The following is a 15,978-nucleotide window of genomic DNA, read 5'->3' as shown; positions in this document are numbered from 1 at the left end:
ATCATCAAAGTTCACTTGAACACGTGCCTGGGGGCCTTGGCCTTCATAGTTCACAACCAAGCCTTCGCCAAAGATCGGGTGTTTAACACGATCTCCCATGGAGACATTCGTCTCAGGCACCTGATGCCCATGGAGAATGTTTTGGTTCTGACGCTGTACTGACGCCGAGTAGTCTGGACGCTGCATTGACACAGGACGCGCTACTTGTGAACGTAAGCGCACTTCCTCTAAACACTCTTCTGGAATTTCACGAATAAAACGCGATGGACTATTAAACGATTCAGAACCATATAGTCGACGGGATTCCGCGTAGGTAATATAGAGTTTCTGCATCGCACGAGTAATACCGACGTAACACAGACGACGCTCTTCCGCGAGACGACCAGGTTCTTCAAAGGACATTCGGTTCGGAAATAGGTTTTCTTCAACACCTGCTAAAAACACCAATGGGAACTCTAAGCCTTTAGCTGAATGCAAAGTCATCAATTGTACTGAGTCTTGATATTCATCGGCCTGAGCTTCGCCCGCATCGAGAACCGCTTGATCCAAGAACGCCATCATCGGCGAGCTAAACTCTTCCTCCGAGTCCAGCCAATTGAAACCACTCGCCGCATTTACGAGTTCTTTTAAGTTTTCTACACGGGCTTCGCCTTTCTCGCCCTTTTCCTTCTCGTGATAGGGAATCAAGCCAGCTTCAGCAATAATCTGATCAAAGATATCACCTAAGCCAAGATCAGGATTTTGCAATGTCGTTGCCATACCATGAATTAACTGCATAAAACCTTTGATAGCATTCGAAGCGCGAGCAGGCATTAAGCTATGCGTAACAATCTGGTCAGCGGCTTGCCACATAGAGCAGCCTTGGTCGCGTGCCAGTTCGCGGATGGTGCCAATACTGCGCTCACCAATGCCTCGTGTCGGTACATTAATCACACGCTCCATTGCACCATCGTCGTTAGGATCAATGGCCAAACGCGCATACGCTAAGGCATTTTTAATCTCAAGACGATCGTAGAATCTGTGACCACCATAAATCCGGTAAGCAATCTGTTCCCTAACTAAGCATTCCTCGATCACACGCGATTGCGCGTTAGACCGATACAGAATGGCCATATCTTTTAACGCTGTACCGTCATCACGCCACTTCTTGACGATCTCGATGATAAAACGTGCTTCATCTTGCTCATTAAAGCCAGCGTATACCGAGATCGGTTCACCTTCACCGCTGTCTGTCCAAAGTTCTTTGCCTAAACGATCGTCGTTATTACTGATCAAACCGTTGGCTGCTTTTAGGATATGCCCCGTAGAACGGTAATTTTGCTCCAAACGAATCGTATGCAAGTCTTTGAAGTGCTTAGATAAGCTTTGAATGTTCTCAATTTTCGCGCCACGCCAACCATAAATAGATTGGTCATCGTCACCTACTGCTGTAATCGTGCCGCTGTCGCCAACCATTAAGCGTAGCCACGCGTACTGAATGGTGTTGGTGTCTTGAAACTCGTCCACCAATACATGTACAAAACGCTGTTGGTAATGCTTCAACAAGGCTGGCGTGGTCAACATTAACTCATGAGCGCGCAATAATAGCTCACCAAAGTCCAGCAAGCCGTTTTTCTCACAGGCTTCTTCATAGTGGTAATACATTTCACGCATACCGCGAGAAAACGGGTCATGGCTATCCGGCACATGGGCCGCGCGTCGACCTTCGTCTTTTTGCGCGTTGATAAACCAGCAAACTTGCTTCGGCGGCCAGCGTGTCTCATCAATGCTCAGCTCACGCATGATGCGTTTCACTAACCGTTGCTGATCATCGCTGTCCATGATCTGGAAGTTTTCTTTCAGCCCTGCATCACGCCAATGAGCGCGCAGCAAACGGTGCGCAATACCGTGGAAAGTGCCAACCCACATACCCTGTGGCGGTACGCCCACCAATTGCTCAATACGGCCTTGCATCTCGCGCGCCGCTTTGTTGGTAAAAGTTACGGCCATCAGGCTATAAGGGGAAATGTCGTAAGCGTGCATCAGCCAAGCAATGCGATGCACTAACACGCGCGTTTTACCAGACCCTGCGCCTGCTAACACTAGGCTGTTTTGTAACGGTGCTGCCACCGCTTCCCGCTGCTTATCGTTCAAAGCATCGAGGATAAAAGAAACATCCATTCGTATCCGCCAATAAAAAATTCATAATAAATAGGTTGATTTTTGACCAGTTAGCGTTTTTTATATCACTGAAGTCTTGATGTCTGTCTATTTTGACTTTTTTCACCTGTCGATGACAGTGATGTGTGCATTTCTGTCGTCGAAATGGACCTGTGAGGAAAAAATGATGAGTACGCCAGCGGAAATTATTTCCGAAGTTAAAACCGATCTGTTACACGCTTCCATCAGCTTGAAGAAAGAGGAAAACGAACGCAACCAGAAAGAAGATAGCGAACGCTTATTGAAAGCTCGGCGAGCAATTGAAGCTTACCTAGAAGAAAAGCGCCTTAATCAAGCGATTTCAGACGGCTGGGACGAATAGCCCCAAAGGTCACACCACATTCTGGCAGTCTCGCAAGCTGTGCCAGTGGGACTGCTTTATCTTTAAATTCAGATCCTCAACCAAAATTTGAGCGACGTCTTCCCTTACACGCTTTTTCTACTCTGTTATTTGTCAATTATTGTCGTATTTACAAACCAATTTTGCCTCTTTTTATAGCGAAGGGAACACGCTTCGAGTAACATTACGGCTGATTTTTTAACGTCATCGCACAATAAAAACAGTACATATAACCCTTATGGGGAGTCACCATGTTCGAAAACATTCAAGTTGCACCCGCTGACCCTATTCTCGGCTTAAATGATGCTTATCGTAACGATCCAAACCCAAACAAAATTAATTTAGGTGTAGGCGTTTATAAAGATGAGCTAGGCGCGACGCCAATTCTAAAGTCTGTTAAGCAAGCTGAAGAGCGCTTAGTTGCAACCGAGAAGACCAAAAGCTACTTGAGCATTGAAGGCACAGAAGCTTACCGTCAAGCCGTTCAAGAGCTGTTATTTGGTGCAGGCCACGATGTCATCGCTAAACAGCGTGCACGTACCGCTCAATCACCTGGTGGTACTGGTGCGTTACGTATTGCAGCAGAATTCATCAAAAAGCATTTACCTGGCGCAACCGTTTGGGTAAGTAACCCAACATGGGCGAACCACCAAGCGATTTTCCAATCAGTTGGTTTGGAAGTAGGCAGCTATGCGTATTACGACGCAGCGACGAAATCACTGGATTTCGAAGCCATGCTCGCTAGCCTTTCACAAGTACCAGAAGGTGACGTTGTTCTGTTCCATGGTTGCTGCCATAACCCAACAGGCATCGACCCGACCACAGAGCAATGGGCACAATTGGCAAAACTTTGCAGCAAGCAAGGCTTCCTACCATTGTTTGACTTTGCTTACCAAGGTTTCGGCAGTGGCCTCGAAGAAGACGCAGCAGGTTTGCGCGTTTTCTTGGATCAAGTCCAAGAAATGTTGATCGCTAACTCATTCTCTAAAAACTTCGGTTTGTACAACGAGCGTGTCGGTGGCATTACCGTTGTATGTGAAACATCTGAGCACGCTGATGCCGCCTTCTCTCAAGTGAAGCGTTGTATCCGTGCTAACTACTCTAACCCACCAGCACACGGCGCGGCAGTCGTCACAGAAGTCCTAACGGACCCTGAGCTACGTAGCCTTTGGGAAATGGAACTGCAAGCAATGCGTACGCGTATTAACGAAATGCGTAACTTGTTTGTAAGCACTTTGCGTGCGAAGGGTGTGGAGCAAGACTTCTCATTCATATCACATCAAAATGGTATGTTCTCTTTCTCAGGCTTAACACCAGATCAAGTCGCGCAACTGCGCACCGATTTTGGTATTTACATTGTGGGTTCTGGTCGTATCAGCGTTGCGGGTATGACAAAAGACAATATGGAACCACTGTGCGAAGGCATTGCTAAGGTACTTGCTAGCTAAGCGCTAATCGCTTAATAATAAAAGCCAGCCGAGATCACTCAGCTGGCTTTTTTTTGCCTTGCGTTTTATAGCAAGGCCCAAGTATGAGGAACAAAGACATGACCGCAACATTAATTTATTGCTACGACCCGATGTGTAGTTGGTGTTGGGGGTTCCGACCAACTTGGACTGCATTGCAAAAAGCGCTAGCGAAACACATAGATCGTGAAGACTTGATCATACAGCCGATGCTGGGTGGATTGGCAGTGGACTCAAATGAACCGATGCCAGTCGCCATGCGCGAGAAACTACAAGGGACGTGGCAACAGATCGAACAAAGTTTGGGGACAAAATTTAACTACCGATTTTGGACAGATACAGAGCCTCGTCGCTCAACCTATCCTGCTAATCGTGCTTGTTTGGTCGCGCGTGACCAAAACCTTGAAATGGAGATGTATCACGCAATTCAAAAGGCCTATTACTTAGACGCTAAAAACCCCTCTAACTTGAGTACCCTTGCGGATTGTGCCGAACAGATAGGCTTAAACCGCGATGGCTTTTTACTCAGCATGCAATACACTCTGCAACAAGAATTAGCCGAAAAAGAAATCGATAACGCACGTCAGTTGGGATTGAACTCATTTCCGTCACTGGCATTACTCATCGGCGAAGAACTGATGGAAATATCCATAGATTATCAAGATCATACGCCGATGTTGGCACAGATTGAACAGCGCCTAAAATCTCTTTAATTCTAGGGGTTAAAGCGCTTTATCAAGTGCTTCTAGCAGCTGATTGATGTCTTCCTGACTGGTGTAATGTACGAAAGATAATCGCAACACACCGGTCGCCGGATCCACGCCCAGAGCTTCAAGCAAGCGCACCGCGTAAAAATGCCCAGCGCCACAAATAATCCCTTGTTTCACAAGCTTAGCCGCCAATTCTTGAGGTGTTTGCTCAGTAGCTAATAAAGACACCGTTGCGCTACGCTTTGAGAAGTCTGCAGGGCCAACCAACGTCAGCTTTGGATGCTCTGAAACATAATCCAACAACTGTGGTAACAACGCTGCATCGGCATCATGTAGAAGCTTACGTACATTGCTGGCTCTCACACTGATGTCTTTGCTGGAGTCAAAATGATGATCATGTAACCGATCAAAGTAATCTACTACACCACAGGCCGCCGCCACTTGTGCATGGTCAGGCCCCGCTGGGACGAACCACTTATGCCGATACCCACCGTTGAAATAGTGTCCTTGATTCCCCAACTGTAACGCTAGTGCCTGACGCACTACCATAACGCCTAAGTGGGGCCCAAATGCTTTATAAAGCGAGAACAGGTAGATATCAGCGCCTAGCTCTTTTACATCAGGGAAGCCATGACCAGCATACGCCACACCATCGACAACGGTCCACACGCCTGCCTGCTTAGCTTTGGCACAAATCTCTTTCACTGGGTTAATATGCGCCACTATATTGGAGCAATGTGTGAACGCCAGTAATTTAGTTTTATCCGTAATAAGTGTATCCAAATCAGCTGGATCCAGCTCACCTGTAATCGTATTAACGCGCCACTCTTTAATTTCAATGCCACGTTCAGAAAGCCGGCGCCATACGCCTATGTTGGCTTCGTGATCTTGATTGGTAACAATTATTTCATCACCAGTTTGCAAAAGATGCGCAAACGCTTGCGCTAATACATAGGTATTTTGAGAAGTAGACGGGCCTAAGTGTACTTCTTCAGGCAAGACATTAAGATACCCAGCCAAACGATTATGGGACTCGTCCATTTGCTTACCGGCATCTTGAGATACAGGATGCAGATGATAGGGCTGAAGCTTGCTTTGATGGTAATAGCGATTAAGGTGCACGATCACAGGCAAACAGGCGTAAGCACCACCCGCGTTGTCGAAAAACGCTTGGCCTGCCAACGTAGGCTCATCAAATGCAGGGAACTGTGAACGAACAAACTGCAAATCCAATGCGGGCATGCGAGTGCCTCCTTACTCTAAATGTTTGATTTATTAGCAGTATAGGAGGACTCAGAAAAAATGCTTACCCTGAAAACGGAAATCACACTCTATGCAAGAAGTTGGGATTAGCCAAAATCGTGATTGATCAAATCCAACATAGGGTTATAGACGGTTTTCGACGTTTTTTCTTCGTTGCTTTCAGATTCAGGAGGCGCGTCAGACTTCACGTCAGCTGGTAGGGCGTCATCAACTAGGGCACTATCATCAGTAACTGACTGCAGCGCATCCAGTTCTGTTTCTGTCTCGCCTTCTTTCAGCATTACATCGTCTAACTCAAAATCACTCGGTTCGAGTAGTAAGCCAGAAGTTTCTGATTCTGAGGCTTGCGGTGCCGTTGATGACTCGTCGGCCATGTCCGGCTCCGTTTCCACTTGAGACAACGCTTCGGCGCAGTCAGACTCGATCGTATCCGCCACCTTCGACGCTTTGACAAAACGACTGAGCTGTAAAGCTAGCTTATCGATCGCATCGTAGGTCACATTGACGGCCAGCCAATGGTCCGCATCGTTTTGCGCCGACAGATAATAACCCGGCACAATTCCGTGGCGATGTTTCGCTAACAGCTGCGTCATCTGCGCATCGGTAAGCGCTTGATCCAATTGCAGCCATAATGTTAACCCGCCTTTACAACTGGCAAAGCGCACGGTATTTCCCAACGCCGCTTCCAAGATGCTTTTCGATTTCTCCGCCACAGACCATATTTGACGAGCTCGACGCATCAAAGACTGACGCTGCGTCGATTGCAAGGCGTCCATAAGCGCTTGCTGCTGCGGATCGCTCAAGGCTAAGTCAGCACTCAATAAAGCCCCTTCCAAGTCTGTATACTGACCAGGAATACACCATGCTGCGTTACGGTCGACACCTTTTGACTCTACACCACCGATGTACACCACTTGGTTTTTATCGTCTAAGGACTTGTACGTCATCAATGTCGAGGATTTATAGCCAAGATGCGACGTCATATCCCACTCAATCGCAGGAATTGCAACGTGCTGGAGAATAGCTAACCAACGGCGCAAGCTTAGATTTGACACTTCACTACCACTTGGGAAAGCAAACTGACTTGGGAACACGACCAATTTAATGGCATCGTCACGCATACAGCGCACGGCTTCATCCAAATCGACCCCTCTTTCACCCGCGGCTAAAGTAAATACTTTGCGACCAAGATTAATCAGTGTCGAGGTTAAACGTGGATCACATGGGGTGATCACCAGCACAGCGTCACCGCGATTCGTCAATGTTTGAACCGCTTGGGTGTACATAGACAATGGGGAACGGCCTAGCCAAATATGCGATGGATGGACGTTGATAGCGACTTTACGTAAGTGCTCACTTACCGCCTCACGTACCGCAAGATGGCCTTTGCCTAAAATAGGCAGATCCGATTCCCCCTGTTTGACGCTCGCAATCAAGAATTCATCACTTTGGTCCACCATCGCAGCGCGATGTGATAAAGCGGACCACGGCATTTTCTTACTCAACGCCTCGCCAAATTGCACCACTTTATCACCGGCCAGCACATGAGCGTGCTTCACGCTGGGCTTATGACATACGAAGTAGCCGGATTTAGGACGAGACTCGATCCAGCCTTCCTCAGCCAGCAAATCGTAGCCATGAATCACGGTATTGAGACTCAGCTCAAGCTGTTTCGCAAGTTTGCGCAGGGACGGCATCTTATCCCCTGGGGCCAATTTCCCTTGGCTCATTTGCTCTAAAAACCAATCCACTACGCCTTTGTATAAAAAGTCCGCCACGGTCACTGTACCTTTAATGTCTAAATCTGTGCATTCTGTTAGAACCTTAGCGAATCAGGCTGAAATGACAAGTGTTTACCACCTGTAACATGCATTATTGCAGCCATTAGCTCATTTTGAGGTACAATTTACCCCTATTTTCAAAAACGGTCTGAGTGAGTGGTGTATGTCTTTTGACGCAAATACAATTCGAGATGAGTTTCCAATCCTGTCAATGGAAGCGAACGAGCACCCGTTGGTGTACCTCGACAATGCGGCCACCACTCAAAAACCACAGGTGGTATTGGATGCTCTGATAACCTATTACACCACCAGCAACGCCAATGTTCACCGGGGAGCCCATTACCTTAGTGATCGCGCCACCGCTCAATTTGAACACGCCCGCGATCGCGTCGCACAGTTTCTGAATGCGCCCGAAAACAGCTATGTCATTTGGACAAAAGGCACCACGGAAGCCATTAACCAAGTGGCTCATGGCCTTGAGTGGTGTATCACACCCGATGATGAAATCTTAATCACCAGTCTTGAACACCATGCAAACCTTGTCCCTTGGCAGCAATTAGCGTTTCGGACTGGCGCGCGCTTGCGTGTACTACCACTTACATCAAAGGGTGAGTGGGAGCCGGAATACGCCCATTACTTTAACGAACACACGCGTATTTTTGCCTGCACTCAGATATCCAATGCCATTGGAGTAAAGACTCCGCTCAAAGACATGCTAGCGGCGGCGAAAGCCGTAGGCGCCTTTACCTTAGTGGATGGCGCACAAGCCGTTGCTCATTATGAAGTGGATGTGACTGAGCTGGATTGCGACTTCTATGCTTTCTCCGGCCACAAGATGTACGGTCCAACAGGCATTGGCGCGCTATACGGTAAAGCCCATGCACTGGACGTGCTAACGCCTTTGCAAACCGGCGGTGAAATGGTCAGCCACGTGACCTACAACAGCACCGAGTTTAATACACTGCCCTACCGGCTTGAAGCGGGCACACCCAATATCGAAGGCGTGATTGGCCTTTCAGCAGCGTGTAATTTTCTAGCCTGCCAAGATCGTGAAGACATGCTGATCTGGGAGCAAAAGCTGGCGCGCTATGTCTACGACGAGCTGAAATTCAACAATGACATTGAAATTTACTCGCCTGCCACAGACACCACAGTGGTGTCTCTCAGTGTGCCCGGTATTCATACATTGGATTTAAACGGCTACTTGGACAGCCAAGGCATTGCGGTTCGTGCTGGCAGTCACTGCGCTCACCCGTTGATGGCACAATTAGGCGTCAGCAGCACCCTACGTGCCTCATTTGCTTGCTACAATACCCTATCGGAAGCCCGCCGCTTCTGTGATGTTCTTCTCGAAGCCATAGAGATATTAGGTGATGACTGAATTAAACCGCGACGCTATCCAAGCACAACTACAAACCTGCACAAGTAAAGAAGCTACCTTTAAAGAGTTAGTAAGCCTTAGCAAACAGCTTGAGCGACTGACGGATGCTGAAAAGATTGAAGAGAACAAGGTAAAAGGCTGTGAAAGTGCCGTCTGGCTGATTGAGCGCCAAGAAAACGGAGTGTGCACTTTCCAAGCCGACAGCGACGCCAAACTCATGCGTGGTGTCCTCGTAGTGATCTTAAGCCTTACTAATGGCCACAGCAAAGCCGAGTTACAAGCAATGGATCTGGCCGCAGAGCTGAATGAGTTTAACCTGTCTAGCTACCTCACCAGCTCTCGTACTAATGGGATATTGAGAATTTTACAGCAGATTCAGACCTAAACTGTCTCTGCTTTGTTAAAAGATAAAACCACTAATTCCTAATGCGATAAACATCACACCGGTAGCGCGATTAATCGCGACGAGGTGGTGTTGTAGCAAATGTGAGACTTTGTCGATCGCTGATGACACCAAAATATGAATGACCAAGGTAATCAATACCAGCTCTAAGGTCAGTAAGATCGCATAGGAAATAAAATGCCCTTGATCAGGAATAAACATTGGAAAGAGCGCCCCGAAGAACACTAGGGTTTTCGGGTTCAACAGCGAAATCAGTACGCCATTTTTAAAGCTGTAACCCTGTGCGGCAATGGTCATTTCACGGCTAGCATAATACAGCGCCTTAGCTCCCAAATAAGCAATATAGCCACTGCATAACCAGGTCATTACCTGAAACGCCATTTCACTGGAATGAATCACCGCCAACAGCCACGTATTGGCCAATAAAGATGCCAACATCAGCCCTGTGGCAATACCAAAAATCACCGGCAAGGTACGGCGAAGATTGTGGTTAATACTGTTACTGACCACCGCCAAACCACCAGGACCTGGGGAGGCAGCAGACGCCAAACAAACGGCTAAAAAGGCTAACTGACTTTCCATAACGCTCTCATTGATCGATTAAGACCATTAGGTTAAGCCGATTGCACGTTCTTATCTTGTAAAAAATTGCTGTCGATTTATGCAAGGAGCGAATAATAAGGTGGGATAAAAATACATCATACCCAACCAATATCAGCGTCATGACTCTGCCGCGAACGTCTCAATAGCAAAGTTAATAAAACTACGTAATCTTGGCGTCATACGCTGATCGCGATAATACAGTAACGACATGTGGCGCTCTTTGAACTGCCAATCTGGAAGCACCTGTACCAGAGTTCCCTTATTCAAAGGCTCATCCAACAATACTTTAGGCTGTAATATTAATCCTAAGCCAGCTAAAGCCGCATTCAACAAAGCATGACCACTGTTTAGAGAGACCATGGATGAAAAAGTCACCTCTAAACTCTTTTCAAATTGGTACAGTGTAAACGTCGTTCTTGCGCTAGGTGAAAAGCTGATCAGTTCATGGGCATGTAAGTCATTCGGATGTTTTGGTATACCACGCAAGGATAAATATTCAGGGGAAGCAGCCAGTACCATTTTGTAAGGCAAAAGCTTACGCTGAATTAGACGACTATCGGGGACTTTTCCAATACGGAAGGCAATATCAATCCCTTCAGAAATAAGATCAACATTACGATCCGTTAGTAGTATATCTAATTGCACTAGAGGAAAGGCTGCTCGATACGCACTGAGCGCTTTCATCAGCTTTGTGGCACCAAAAGTCTGAGGCGCCGTCACTCGCAAAAGACCGCGCGCATCATTTTGCTGAATTTCAGCCTCTAATTCTGCCGCAGCAACTCGTTCCAGAATATCTTTACATTGTTCAAAATAGCTTCTGCCAAAGTCGGTAAGATGCTGGCTACGAGTCGTTCGATTAAGTAATTTCGTCCCCAATTTTGACTCGAGGCCGCTAATATATTGCCCTACCATCGCAGAGGTAACATTCAGCTTGTCTGCAGCACGGGTCATTGAACCTGTCTCGACCGTTACAGTAAAGCACTGCATAGCCTTAAATAGATCCATTTAAAAGTAATCCTTTAAAGTGTTTTAAATATAACCCCAATTATACATCTAAAGTTTTTAATTATGATGCTTGATAACAAACACATTCACAGGAGCATCGTAATGATCGAAAGATTTCATGGCAAAAAGGTATTAATAACGGGCGCAGGGACAGGTATGGGCAAAGCTGTAGCGCTAAGGCTAGCGCAGGAAGGCGCTCAACTTATATTGATCGGTCGTCGAGCCAACCTTATTGATGAATTAGTCGCTCAAATAAATCAATCAGGAGGAACAGCTTTAGCCATTTCCTGCGATATGAGTGATGAATCGTCTCTCTTAGACACCATGACGCATATTCGTGAGCACTTTGGAGAGTTACACGGCCTATTTGCCAATGCTGGTATTTTAGGTGAATTCAGTCCATTAGTTACAACAAAGAAAGACACATTCGCTAAGCTAATAGAGACAAATCTATATGGCACTTTCCTAACCATTCAACAATGTCTTCCTTTGATGAAGGATGGCTCGATTGTAATTAATGCCTCTTGGACTACCCAGTCCGTTATGCCTGGAGCAGGAGCCTACGCAGCCACTAAGGGCGCCTTGCTTAGCATAATGAAAACGCTCGCGATTGAAGAAGGCATGCGAGGTATCAGAGTCAACACAATCAGTCCGGGCATTATTCTAACGCCTATGGCCGCTGACGCTCTGGATGACACTCTCAGAGATAAACTGGCATCACATTCCGCACTTAAAAGGAATGGTACGCCGGACGATGTGAGCGGCACTGTAGCTTGGCTACTTTCAGACGACTCCACCTTTGTGACAGGGCAAGACATTACAATCGATGGCGGTTACACCATTGGTGGTGCCCGGCTCTAATCCCAAAGCACACATTTCATATTCTCAATTATTTACTCGTCACTTTATCTGGAGATTGAATTCATGCCTGCTGCTATCAGAGCTTTGGCCATAGGAGCTTTTGCTATTTGTACCGGTGAATTTATTATCATGGGGCTTTTGCAAGAAATTGCTAACGACCTTAATACAACGCTTGGACAATCAGGTTTTCTGGTTTCAGGATATGCACTGGGGGTTGTTCTTGGTGCCCCCTTGCTGACCCCTCTGTTAATAGGATTAAACCGAAAGCCTGTGCTTATTGGTTTAATGCTTGTATTTACACTAGGTAATATTCTATGTGTCCTCGCACCAAACTATTCAACGCTAGTATGGGCAAGATTGTTTACCGCCCTATCACAAGCGTCATTCTTTGGGTTGGGTGCCGTTGTCGCAACAAAACTCGTGCCGGTTAATAAACAAGCTAGCGCCATCGCCGCTATGTTTTTAGGGGCTACACTTGCTAATATTTTCGGTTCCCCAATAGGCGCCTTAATCGGCCAAGCTTTTGGCTGGCGTATTACTTTTATTGTTATTGCATGTTTCGGGGGAATTGCAATGTTATCAATTGCTAAATTCGTTCCAGAAATACAGCGTGAACAAACAACAAACCTCGGCACAGAATTCAAAACTCTTATTCAGCCTCGAACGATTCGAGCTCTGTTGATCACCATGTTTGGTTTCGGAGGTAGCTTTGCAGCGTTTACGTATATTGCCCCCATGCTCTCTAGCTTAACGGGCATTGAAGATGAGTTTATACCACTAATACTTCTTGTATGTGGCCTTGGTATGGCCGTCGGCAATCCTCTAGGGGCGATACTATCTGGCCACAATGCCATTATAGGGGTACGAATAGCTTTAGGCGCATTAGTACTGTCCTTAGTCGTATTGCATTTTAGTGTGTACTCAACCGTCGCAATGATCATTGCTTGCTTACTATTTGGTGTTGCTATGTTCGCAACCATTCCAACCTTACAAACCTACGTTTTATCAGAGACTAAAAACGCTCCAGTGCTAGCTTCTGCTTTTAACATTGCAGCATTCAACTTAGGTAATGCAGGAGGAGCATGGCTGGGAGGTGCAGCAATAGATACTGGCACACACTTATCTCAGCTACCACTTATAGCAGCCGTTATTTGCACAATTGGTTTTATTTTAAGTGCGACAGTCAGTCAACAAATGCTAACTGCTAAAGGCAAGTTGATATCTTAGAATCTCCGAACATAGATCTTCTATCGATTCACTATCTTTGAACGGATCTAGATGTTGAATTGCTGTTTGTTGAATTGTTGTTGGTAAGCACTTGGCGAAATGCCCATGGCACTGACAAAGGCTTTGCTGAAGTGACTTTGATCGTGGAAACCACACTTTAGCGCCACATCCACAGCGCTGATACCGTGTTTAAGTTGCGCTCGGGCGTGATTTAAGCGTTGCTGGATTTGAAATTGATGCGGGGTCAGTTGGTAGCGACGTTTAAATTCTTTCATAAGATGGAACTTACTGATACCCGCCTGTTGCGCCACCGCATCCAGGGACAGTTTCTGGTCATAGCAATCGGCCAGTAAATCGCGCACCCACTCGATATTGGATTGTGCCTTGCTCAACGTCAGTGCCGCAGTTTGCTGGCTTTCTTGTAGTAACAAGTTTACCAGCAACATTTCCCAATGCTCTTCCACATCCAAAGCTTCAGAGCCGTGGGTCAGTTTATTCAACAAGCCGCGCATCTGCAGACTAAGACGCGCATCGTTGATCACACTTTGGCGAAAGTAAGGCGTTTGTGCCGTGCCAAACAATGAGTGGTTGAGCGCTCTCATACGCTCTTGAGATGGATATAACGCACGATAACGCCAACCTTCACCCTGTCCTTTGGAACCGGTATGCAGCTCATCAGGGCTGACAATAGAGAGTTGCTTCGGTAGCGCATTATGGCTCTCACCACGATGACTAAAATGCATCACACCAGCATCCACTACAGAAATAACAAAGCCTGCGTGGGCATGCTTACCAAATACCGTTTCGGTAAACCGCGCTTCAATCATTTCCAAGCCGCCTAGGGTCTGACTGGTAGAAACGTTGCAGAATTCGTTGGCGTGCATCCGGCCTCCAAGATAGCGTTACGTAGACTTCACACTACCAGCTTACAAGGCAAGACTCTTGTAAAAAATTGCTTAGGCTTGGTTGGCTTTTACTGCCAACTTTTCCAAAACGCGTCCCACCGCAACAAAGCCGAAGGTAGCAGTAACGACCGTGCTAGCGCCAAACCCTGTATCGCAATTCATCTTGGTCTCTGTATCCCCTCGACGACGTTGCTGAGAAACTGTACCGTCTAGCTGTGGGTATTTCAGCTGTTCTTGCGAGTACACACACTCAATATCAAAACGACGCTTAGTATTTCGAGTGAAGTTGTAATGGCGACGTAGAAAGTTTCTCAGTTTCGCCGCGAGCGGATCGCGCTCGGTACGCGCCAAGTCACAAATCTCAATTCGAGTCGGATCTAGCTGACCGCCTGCTGCACCGACGGTTATAACAGGACGCTTATTACGCTTACACCAAGCGATCAGAGCTGCTTTAGGTTTGATGCTGTCAATCGCATCTATAATATAGTCAAACGGCGTATCGAGCAGCTCAGGGATGTTTTCGGGCGTGATGAAGTCTTCAATGCAGTTCACTTGGCAGTTGGGGTTGATCAACTTAATACGCTCTGCCATAGCGTCGACTTTCGATTTGCCTATGTTGCCATCTAGCGCGTGGATTTGGCGATTGGTATTGGTGACACACACATCGTCCATATCGATTAAGGTAATCTGACCAATGCCTGAACGCGCAAGAGACTCAGCACACCAAGAACCTACTCCACCGATACCAATCACACAAACGTGGGACTGTTGAAAACAGTCATAGGCAGCATGGCCGTATAGGCGACGAATACCACCGAAACGCTGATCATCACTCACTCTTTTAACTCCTTGCAGAATCTTACCGATAAGGCAAAATAACGGCTTAGCCTAGCGGCGTCTAAATCATGACAAACACAACGCCCAAGGATGGGCGGGCGCGCCCTTCGCGGACAGGGACGTCCGCAGGGCGATGTTGTCATGTTTAGACGCGCGTCACTAAGGTCTCTATTCAACCATGCCTCTGGCGGCTGCGATTAAAACGATTAATAAAATATGCTGCATCAAGTGTTAGAACAACTCGGTCTTACAGAGCGTGAAGCCACGCTGTACCAAACTTTGCTTAAACTTGGGCCAGCGTCGATTCGCGATATTGCGGAACAATCAGGCGTTAACCGGGGTTCCGCTTACGAATCTCTCAAACAGCTGCAAAATAAAGGCGTCGTCAGCTACTTCCCAAAAGGCAAACGTCGCTTCTTCATGGCTGAGAATCCGGATATTCTGCTCAACCTTGCTGAAGAGCGTAAGCAGAACATAGAGAAGACCATTGATTCGCTCAAACACACGATTATTCCAAGCTTGGTGCAGTCCCAACCAATCTTTCACCACACCGACGTGCGTTATTACGAAGGTGACGATGGTATTGAGTGGGTATTGCGCGACATTTTAAACGTGGTGTCCCAGCAAGACCATAAGGAATACTGTGTATTTTCCTCCAAACCGATTCGTCCGTATTTATATCGACCGTTCCCAACGTACACTAAGCAGCGAGTAAAGCTGGGCATTAACGTAAAAGTGATCGCTTTAGGCGACGGTGGTGAAGAGGCTGAGCTGTCCGAACGTAAATGGATAAAAACTGAAGGCAGCGTCGATGCCAGCTACATCGCCATCTACCCACCCAAGTGTGCCATCATTTCGCTCGCGCGCGATAACTTCCCTTCGGCCGTGGTTTTAGAATCCAACGACATCGCCAAAGCACAACAAATTATCTTTGATACCCTATGGCGACTGTTGTAAGGCAAAAAATAGCCGTTATAAAAAAGCCCGAGCGTAGGCT

15 protein-coding genes (1 of these 15 running past the window's edge) are annotated in these 15,978 nt (G+C 47.0%); 8 read left to right on the top strand and 7 right to left on the bottom strand.

What is annotated here, in order from left to right; all coding sequences use genetic code 11:
- Positions 1–2,160, bottom strand: the 5' portion of a protein-coding gene (uvrD, locus tag ACPUEK_RS03270) for a DNA helicase II (protein ID WP_417507843.1). Its footprint begins 51 nt before the window's first position; only the first 2,160 of its 2,211 coding nucleotides appear in the window; the start codon lies at positions 2,158–2,160; the stop codon falls past the left edge of the window.
- A 166-nt stretch (positions 2,161–2,326) separates the two neighbouring features.
- On the opposite strand from uvrD, the gene ACPUEK_RS03265 reads away from it, so the two are divergent.
- The 3 genes from ACPUEK_RS03265 to ACPUEK_RS03255 all read left to right on the top strand — a co-directional run bounded on the left by ACPUEK_RS03265 (position 2,327) and on the right by ACPUEK_RS03255 (position 4,718).
- Positions 2,327–2,521: a PA3496 family putative envelope integrity protein gene (locus tag ACPUEK_RS03265; protein WP_067035575.1), complete on the top strand. Its 195-nt coding sequence runs from the start codon at positions 2,327–2,329 to the stop codon at positions 2,519–2,521.
- Positions 2,522–2,790: 269 nt separating this feature from the next.
- A complete protein-coding gene (locus ACPUEK_RS03260; protein ID WP_425642316.1) occupies positions 2,791–3,987 on the top strand; it encodes an amino acid aminotransferase in 1,197 nt (398 codons plus the stop codon).
- A 98-nt stretch (positions 3,988–4,085) separates the two neighbouring features.
- Positions 4,086–4,718 carry a DsbA family protein gene (locus ACPUEK_RS03255; RefSeq protein ID WP_067035569.1) on the top strand — a complete coding sequence of 211 codons (633 nt, stop codon included), beginning with the start codon at positions 4,086–4,088 and terminating at the stop codon, positions 4,716–4,718.
- Between the two features lie 9 nt (positions 4,719–4,727).
- Here ACPUEK_RS03255 and ACPUEK_RS03250 read toward each other — a convergent pair whose 3' ends face one another.
- Both ACPUEK_RS03250 and ACPUEK_RS03245 read right to left on the bottom strand, forming a co-directional pair.
- Positions 4,728–5,957 (bottom strand): aminotransferase class V-fold PLP-dependent enzyme, encoded by a 1,230-nt coding sequence (locus ACPUEK_RS03250; RefSeq protein WP_425642315.1) that lies wholly within the window; start codon positions 5,955–5,957, stop codon positions 4,728–4,730.
- 107 nt (positions 5,958–6,064) lie between these two features.
- Complete coding sequence (locus tag ACPUEK_RS03245) at positions 6,065–7,756, bottom strand: GntR family transcriptional regulator (RefSeq protein ID WP_425642314.1); 1,692 nt, start codon at positions 7,754–7,756, stop codon at positions 6,065–6,067.
- 166 nt (positions 7,757–7,922) lie between these two features.
- Between ACPUEK_RS03245 and ACPUEK_RS03240 the strand changes: the two genes are divergently transcribed.
- Positions 7,923–9,140 carry an aminotransferase class V-fold PLP-dependent enzyme gene (locus tag ACPUEK_RS03240; protein WP_425642313.1) on the top strand — a complete coding sequence of 406 codons (1,218 nt, stop codon included), beginning with the start codon at positions 7,923–7,925 and terminating at the stop codon, positions 9,138–9,140.
- The gene (locus tag ACPUEK_RS03235; RefSeq protein ID WP_425643050.1) at positions 9,133–9,525 is read left to right on the top strand and encodes a SufE family protein; all 393 of its coding nucleotides are present in this window, start codon (positions 9,133–9,135) and stop codon (positions 9,523–9,525) included. Before ACPUEK_RS03240 ends, ACPUEK_RS03235 begins: the two co-directional genes overlap by 8 nt.
- A 15-nt stretch (positions 9,526–9,540) precedes the next feature.
- Here the strand turns inward: ACPUEK_RS03235 and ACPUEK_RS03230 are convergent, their stop codons facing one another.
- Together ACPUEK_RS03230 and ACPUEK_RS03225 are read right to left on the bottom strand one after the other, a co-directional pair.
- Positions 9,541–10,125, bottom strand: coding sequence for a LysE family translocator (locus tag ACPUEK_RS03230; protein ID WP_425642312.1), 585 nt, complete (start codon positions 10,123–10,125; stop codon positions 9,541–9,543).
- Positions 10,126–10,263: 138 nt separating this feature from the next.
- Positions 10,264–11,151, bottom strand: a complete 888-nt coding sequence (locus ACPUEK_RS03225) for a LysR substrate-binding domain-containing protein (protein ID WP_425642311.1) — start codon at positions 11,149–11,151, stop codon at positions 10,264–10,266.
- Between the two features lie 102 nt (positions 11,152–11,253).
- On the opposite strand from ACPUEK_RS03225, the gene ACPUEK_RS03220 reads away from it, so the two are divergent.
- A complete protein-coding gene (locus ACPUEK_RS03220; RefSeq protein ID WP_425642310.1) occupies positions 11,254–12,012 on the top strand; it encodes an SDR family NAD(P)-dependent oxidoreductase in 759 nt (252 codons plus the stop codon).
- Between the two features lie 63 nt (positions 12,013–12,075).
- Positions 12,076–13,239, top strand: coding sequence for an MFS transporter (locus ACPUEK_RS03215; protein ID WP_425642309.1), 1,164 nt, complete (start codon positions 12,076–12,078; stop codon positions 13,237–13,239).
- A gap of 47 nt (positions 13,240–13,286) precedes the next feature.
- Here the strand turns inward: ACPUEK_RS03215 and ACPUEK_RS03210 are convergent, their stop codons facing one another.
- Both ACPUEK_RS03210 and tcdA read right to left on the bottom strand, forming a co-directional pair.
- Positions 13,287–14,123 (bottom strand): AraC family transcriptional regulator, encoded by an 837-nt coding sequence (locus ACPUEK_RS03210; protein ID WP_425642308.1) that lies wholly within the window; start codon positions 14,121–14,123, stop codon positions 13,287–13,289.
- Between the two features lie 72 nt (positions 14,124–14,195).
- Positions 14,196–14,981, bottom strand: coding sequence for a tRNA cyclic N6-threonylcarbamoyladenosine(37) synthase TcdA (gene tcdA, locus ACPUEK_RS03205; protein WP_425642307.1), 786 nt, complete (start codon positions 14,979–14,981; stop codon positions 14,196–14,198).
- Between the two features lie 216 nt (positions 14,982–15,197).
- Here tcdA and ACPUEK_RS03200 point away from each other — a divergent pair, with 216 nt between their 5' ends.
- A complete protein-coding gene (locus ACPUEK_RS03200) occupies positions 15,198–15,938 on the top strand; it encodes a TrmB family transcriptional regulator (RefSeq protein WP_425642306.1) in 741 nt (246 codons plus the stop codon).
- Positions 15,939–15,978: the final 40 nt, after the last annotated feature.

Source organism: Marinomonas gallaica (genome assembly GCF_049821165.1).
Taxonomy (GTDB): domain Bacteria; phylum Pseudomonadota; class Gammaproteobacteria; order Pseudomonadales; family Marinomonadaceae; genus Marinomonas; species Marinomonas gallaica.
This window is presented reverse-complemented; position numbering and strand designations above follow the sequence as displayed.

What these genes read in the sequence shown, in the direction of transcription:
- ACPUEK_RS03265 (WP_067035575.1), top strand. Translation starts at nt 2,327, where the DNA reads ATGAGTACGCCAGCGGAAATTATTTCCGAAGTTAAAACCGATCTGTTA.
- ACPUEK_RS03260 (WP_425642316.1), top strand. Translation starts at nt 2,791, where the DNA reads ATGTTCGAAAACATTCAAGTTGCACCCGCTGACCCTATTCTCGGCTTA.
- ACPUEK_RS03255 (WP_067035569.1), top strand. Translation starts at nt 4,086, where the DNA reads ATGACCGCAACATTAATTTATTGCTACGACCCGATGTGTAGTTGGTGT.
- ACPUEK_RS03250 (WP_425642315.1), bottom strand. Translation starts at nt 5,957, where the DNA reads ATGCCCGCATTGGATTTGCAGTTTGTTCGTTCACAGTTCCCTGCATTT.
- ACPUEK_RS03240 (WP_425642313.1), top strand. Translation starts at nt 7,923, where the DNA reads ATGTCTTTTGACGCAAATACAATTCGAGATGAGTTTCCAATCCTGTCA.
- ACPUEK_RS03235 (WP_425643050.1), top strand. Translation starts at nt 9,133, where the DNA reads ATGACTGAATTAAACCGCGACGCTATCCAAGCACAACTACAAACCTGC.
- ACPUEK_RS03230 (WP_425642312.1), bottom strand. Translation starts at nt 10,125, where the DNA reads ATGGAAAGTCAGTTAGCCTTTTTAGCCGTTTGTTTGGCGTCTGCTGCC.
- ACPUEK_RS03225 (WP_425642311.1), bottom strand. Translation starts at nt 11,151, where the DNA reads ATGGATCTATTTAAGGCTATGCAGTGCTTTACTGTAACGGTCGAGACA.
- ACPUEK_RS03220 (WP_425642310.1), top strand. Translation starts at nt 11,254, where the DNA reads ATGATCGAAAGATTTCATGGCAAAAAGGTATTAATAACGGGCGCAGGG.
- ACPUEK_RS03215 (WP_425642309.1), top strand. Translation starts at nt 12,076, where the DNA reads ATGCCTGCTGCTATCAGAGCTTTGGCCATAGGAGCTTTTGCTATTTGT.
- ACPUEK_RS03210 (WP_425642308.1), bottom strand. Translation starts at nt 14,123, where the DNA reads ATGCACGCCAACGAATTCTGCAACGTTTCTACCAGTCAGACCCTAGGC.
- ACPUEK_RS03200 (WP_425642306.1), top strand. Translation starts at nt 15,198, where the DNA reads ATGCTGCATCAAGTGTTAGAACAACTCGGTCTTACAGAGCGTGAAGCC.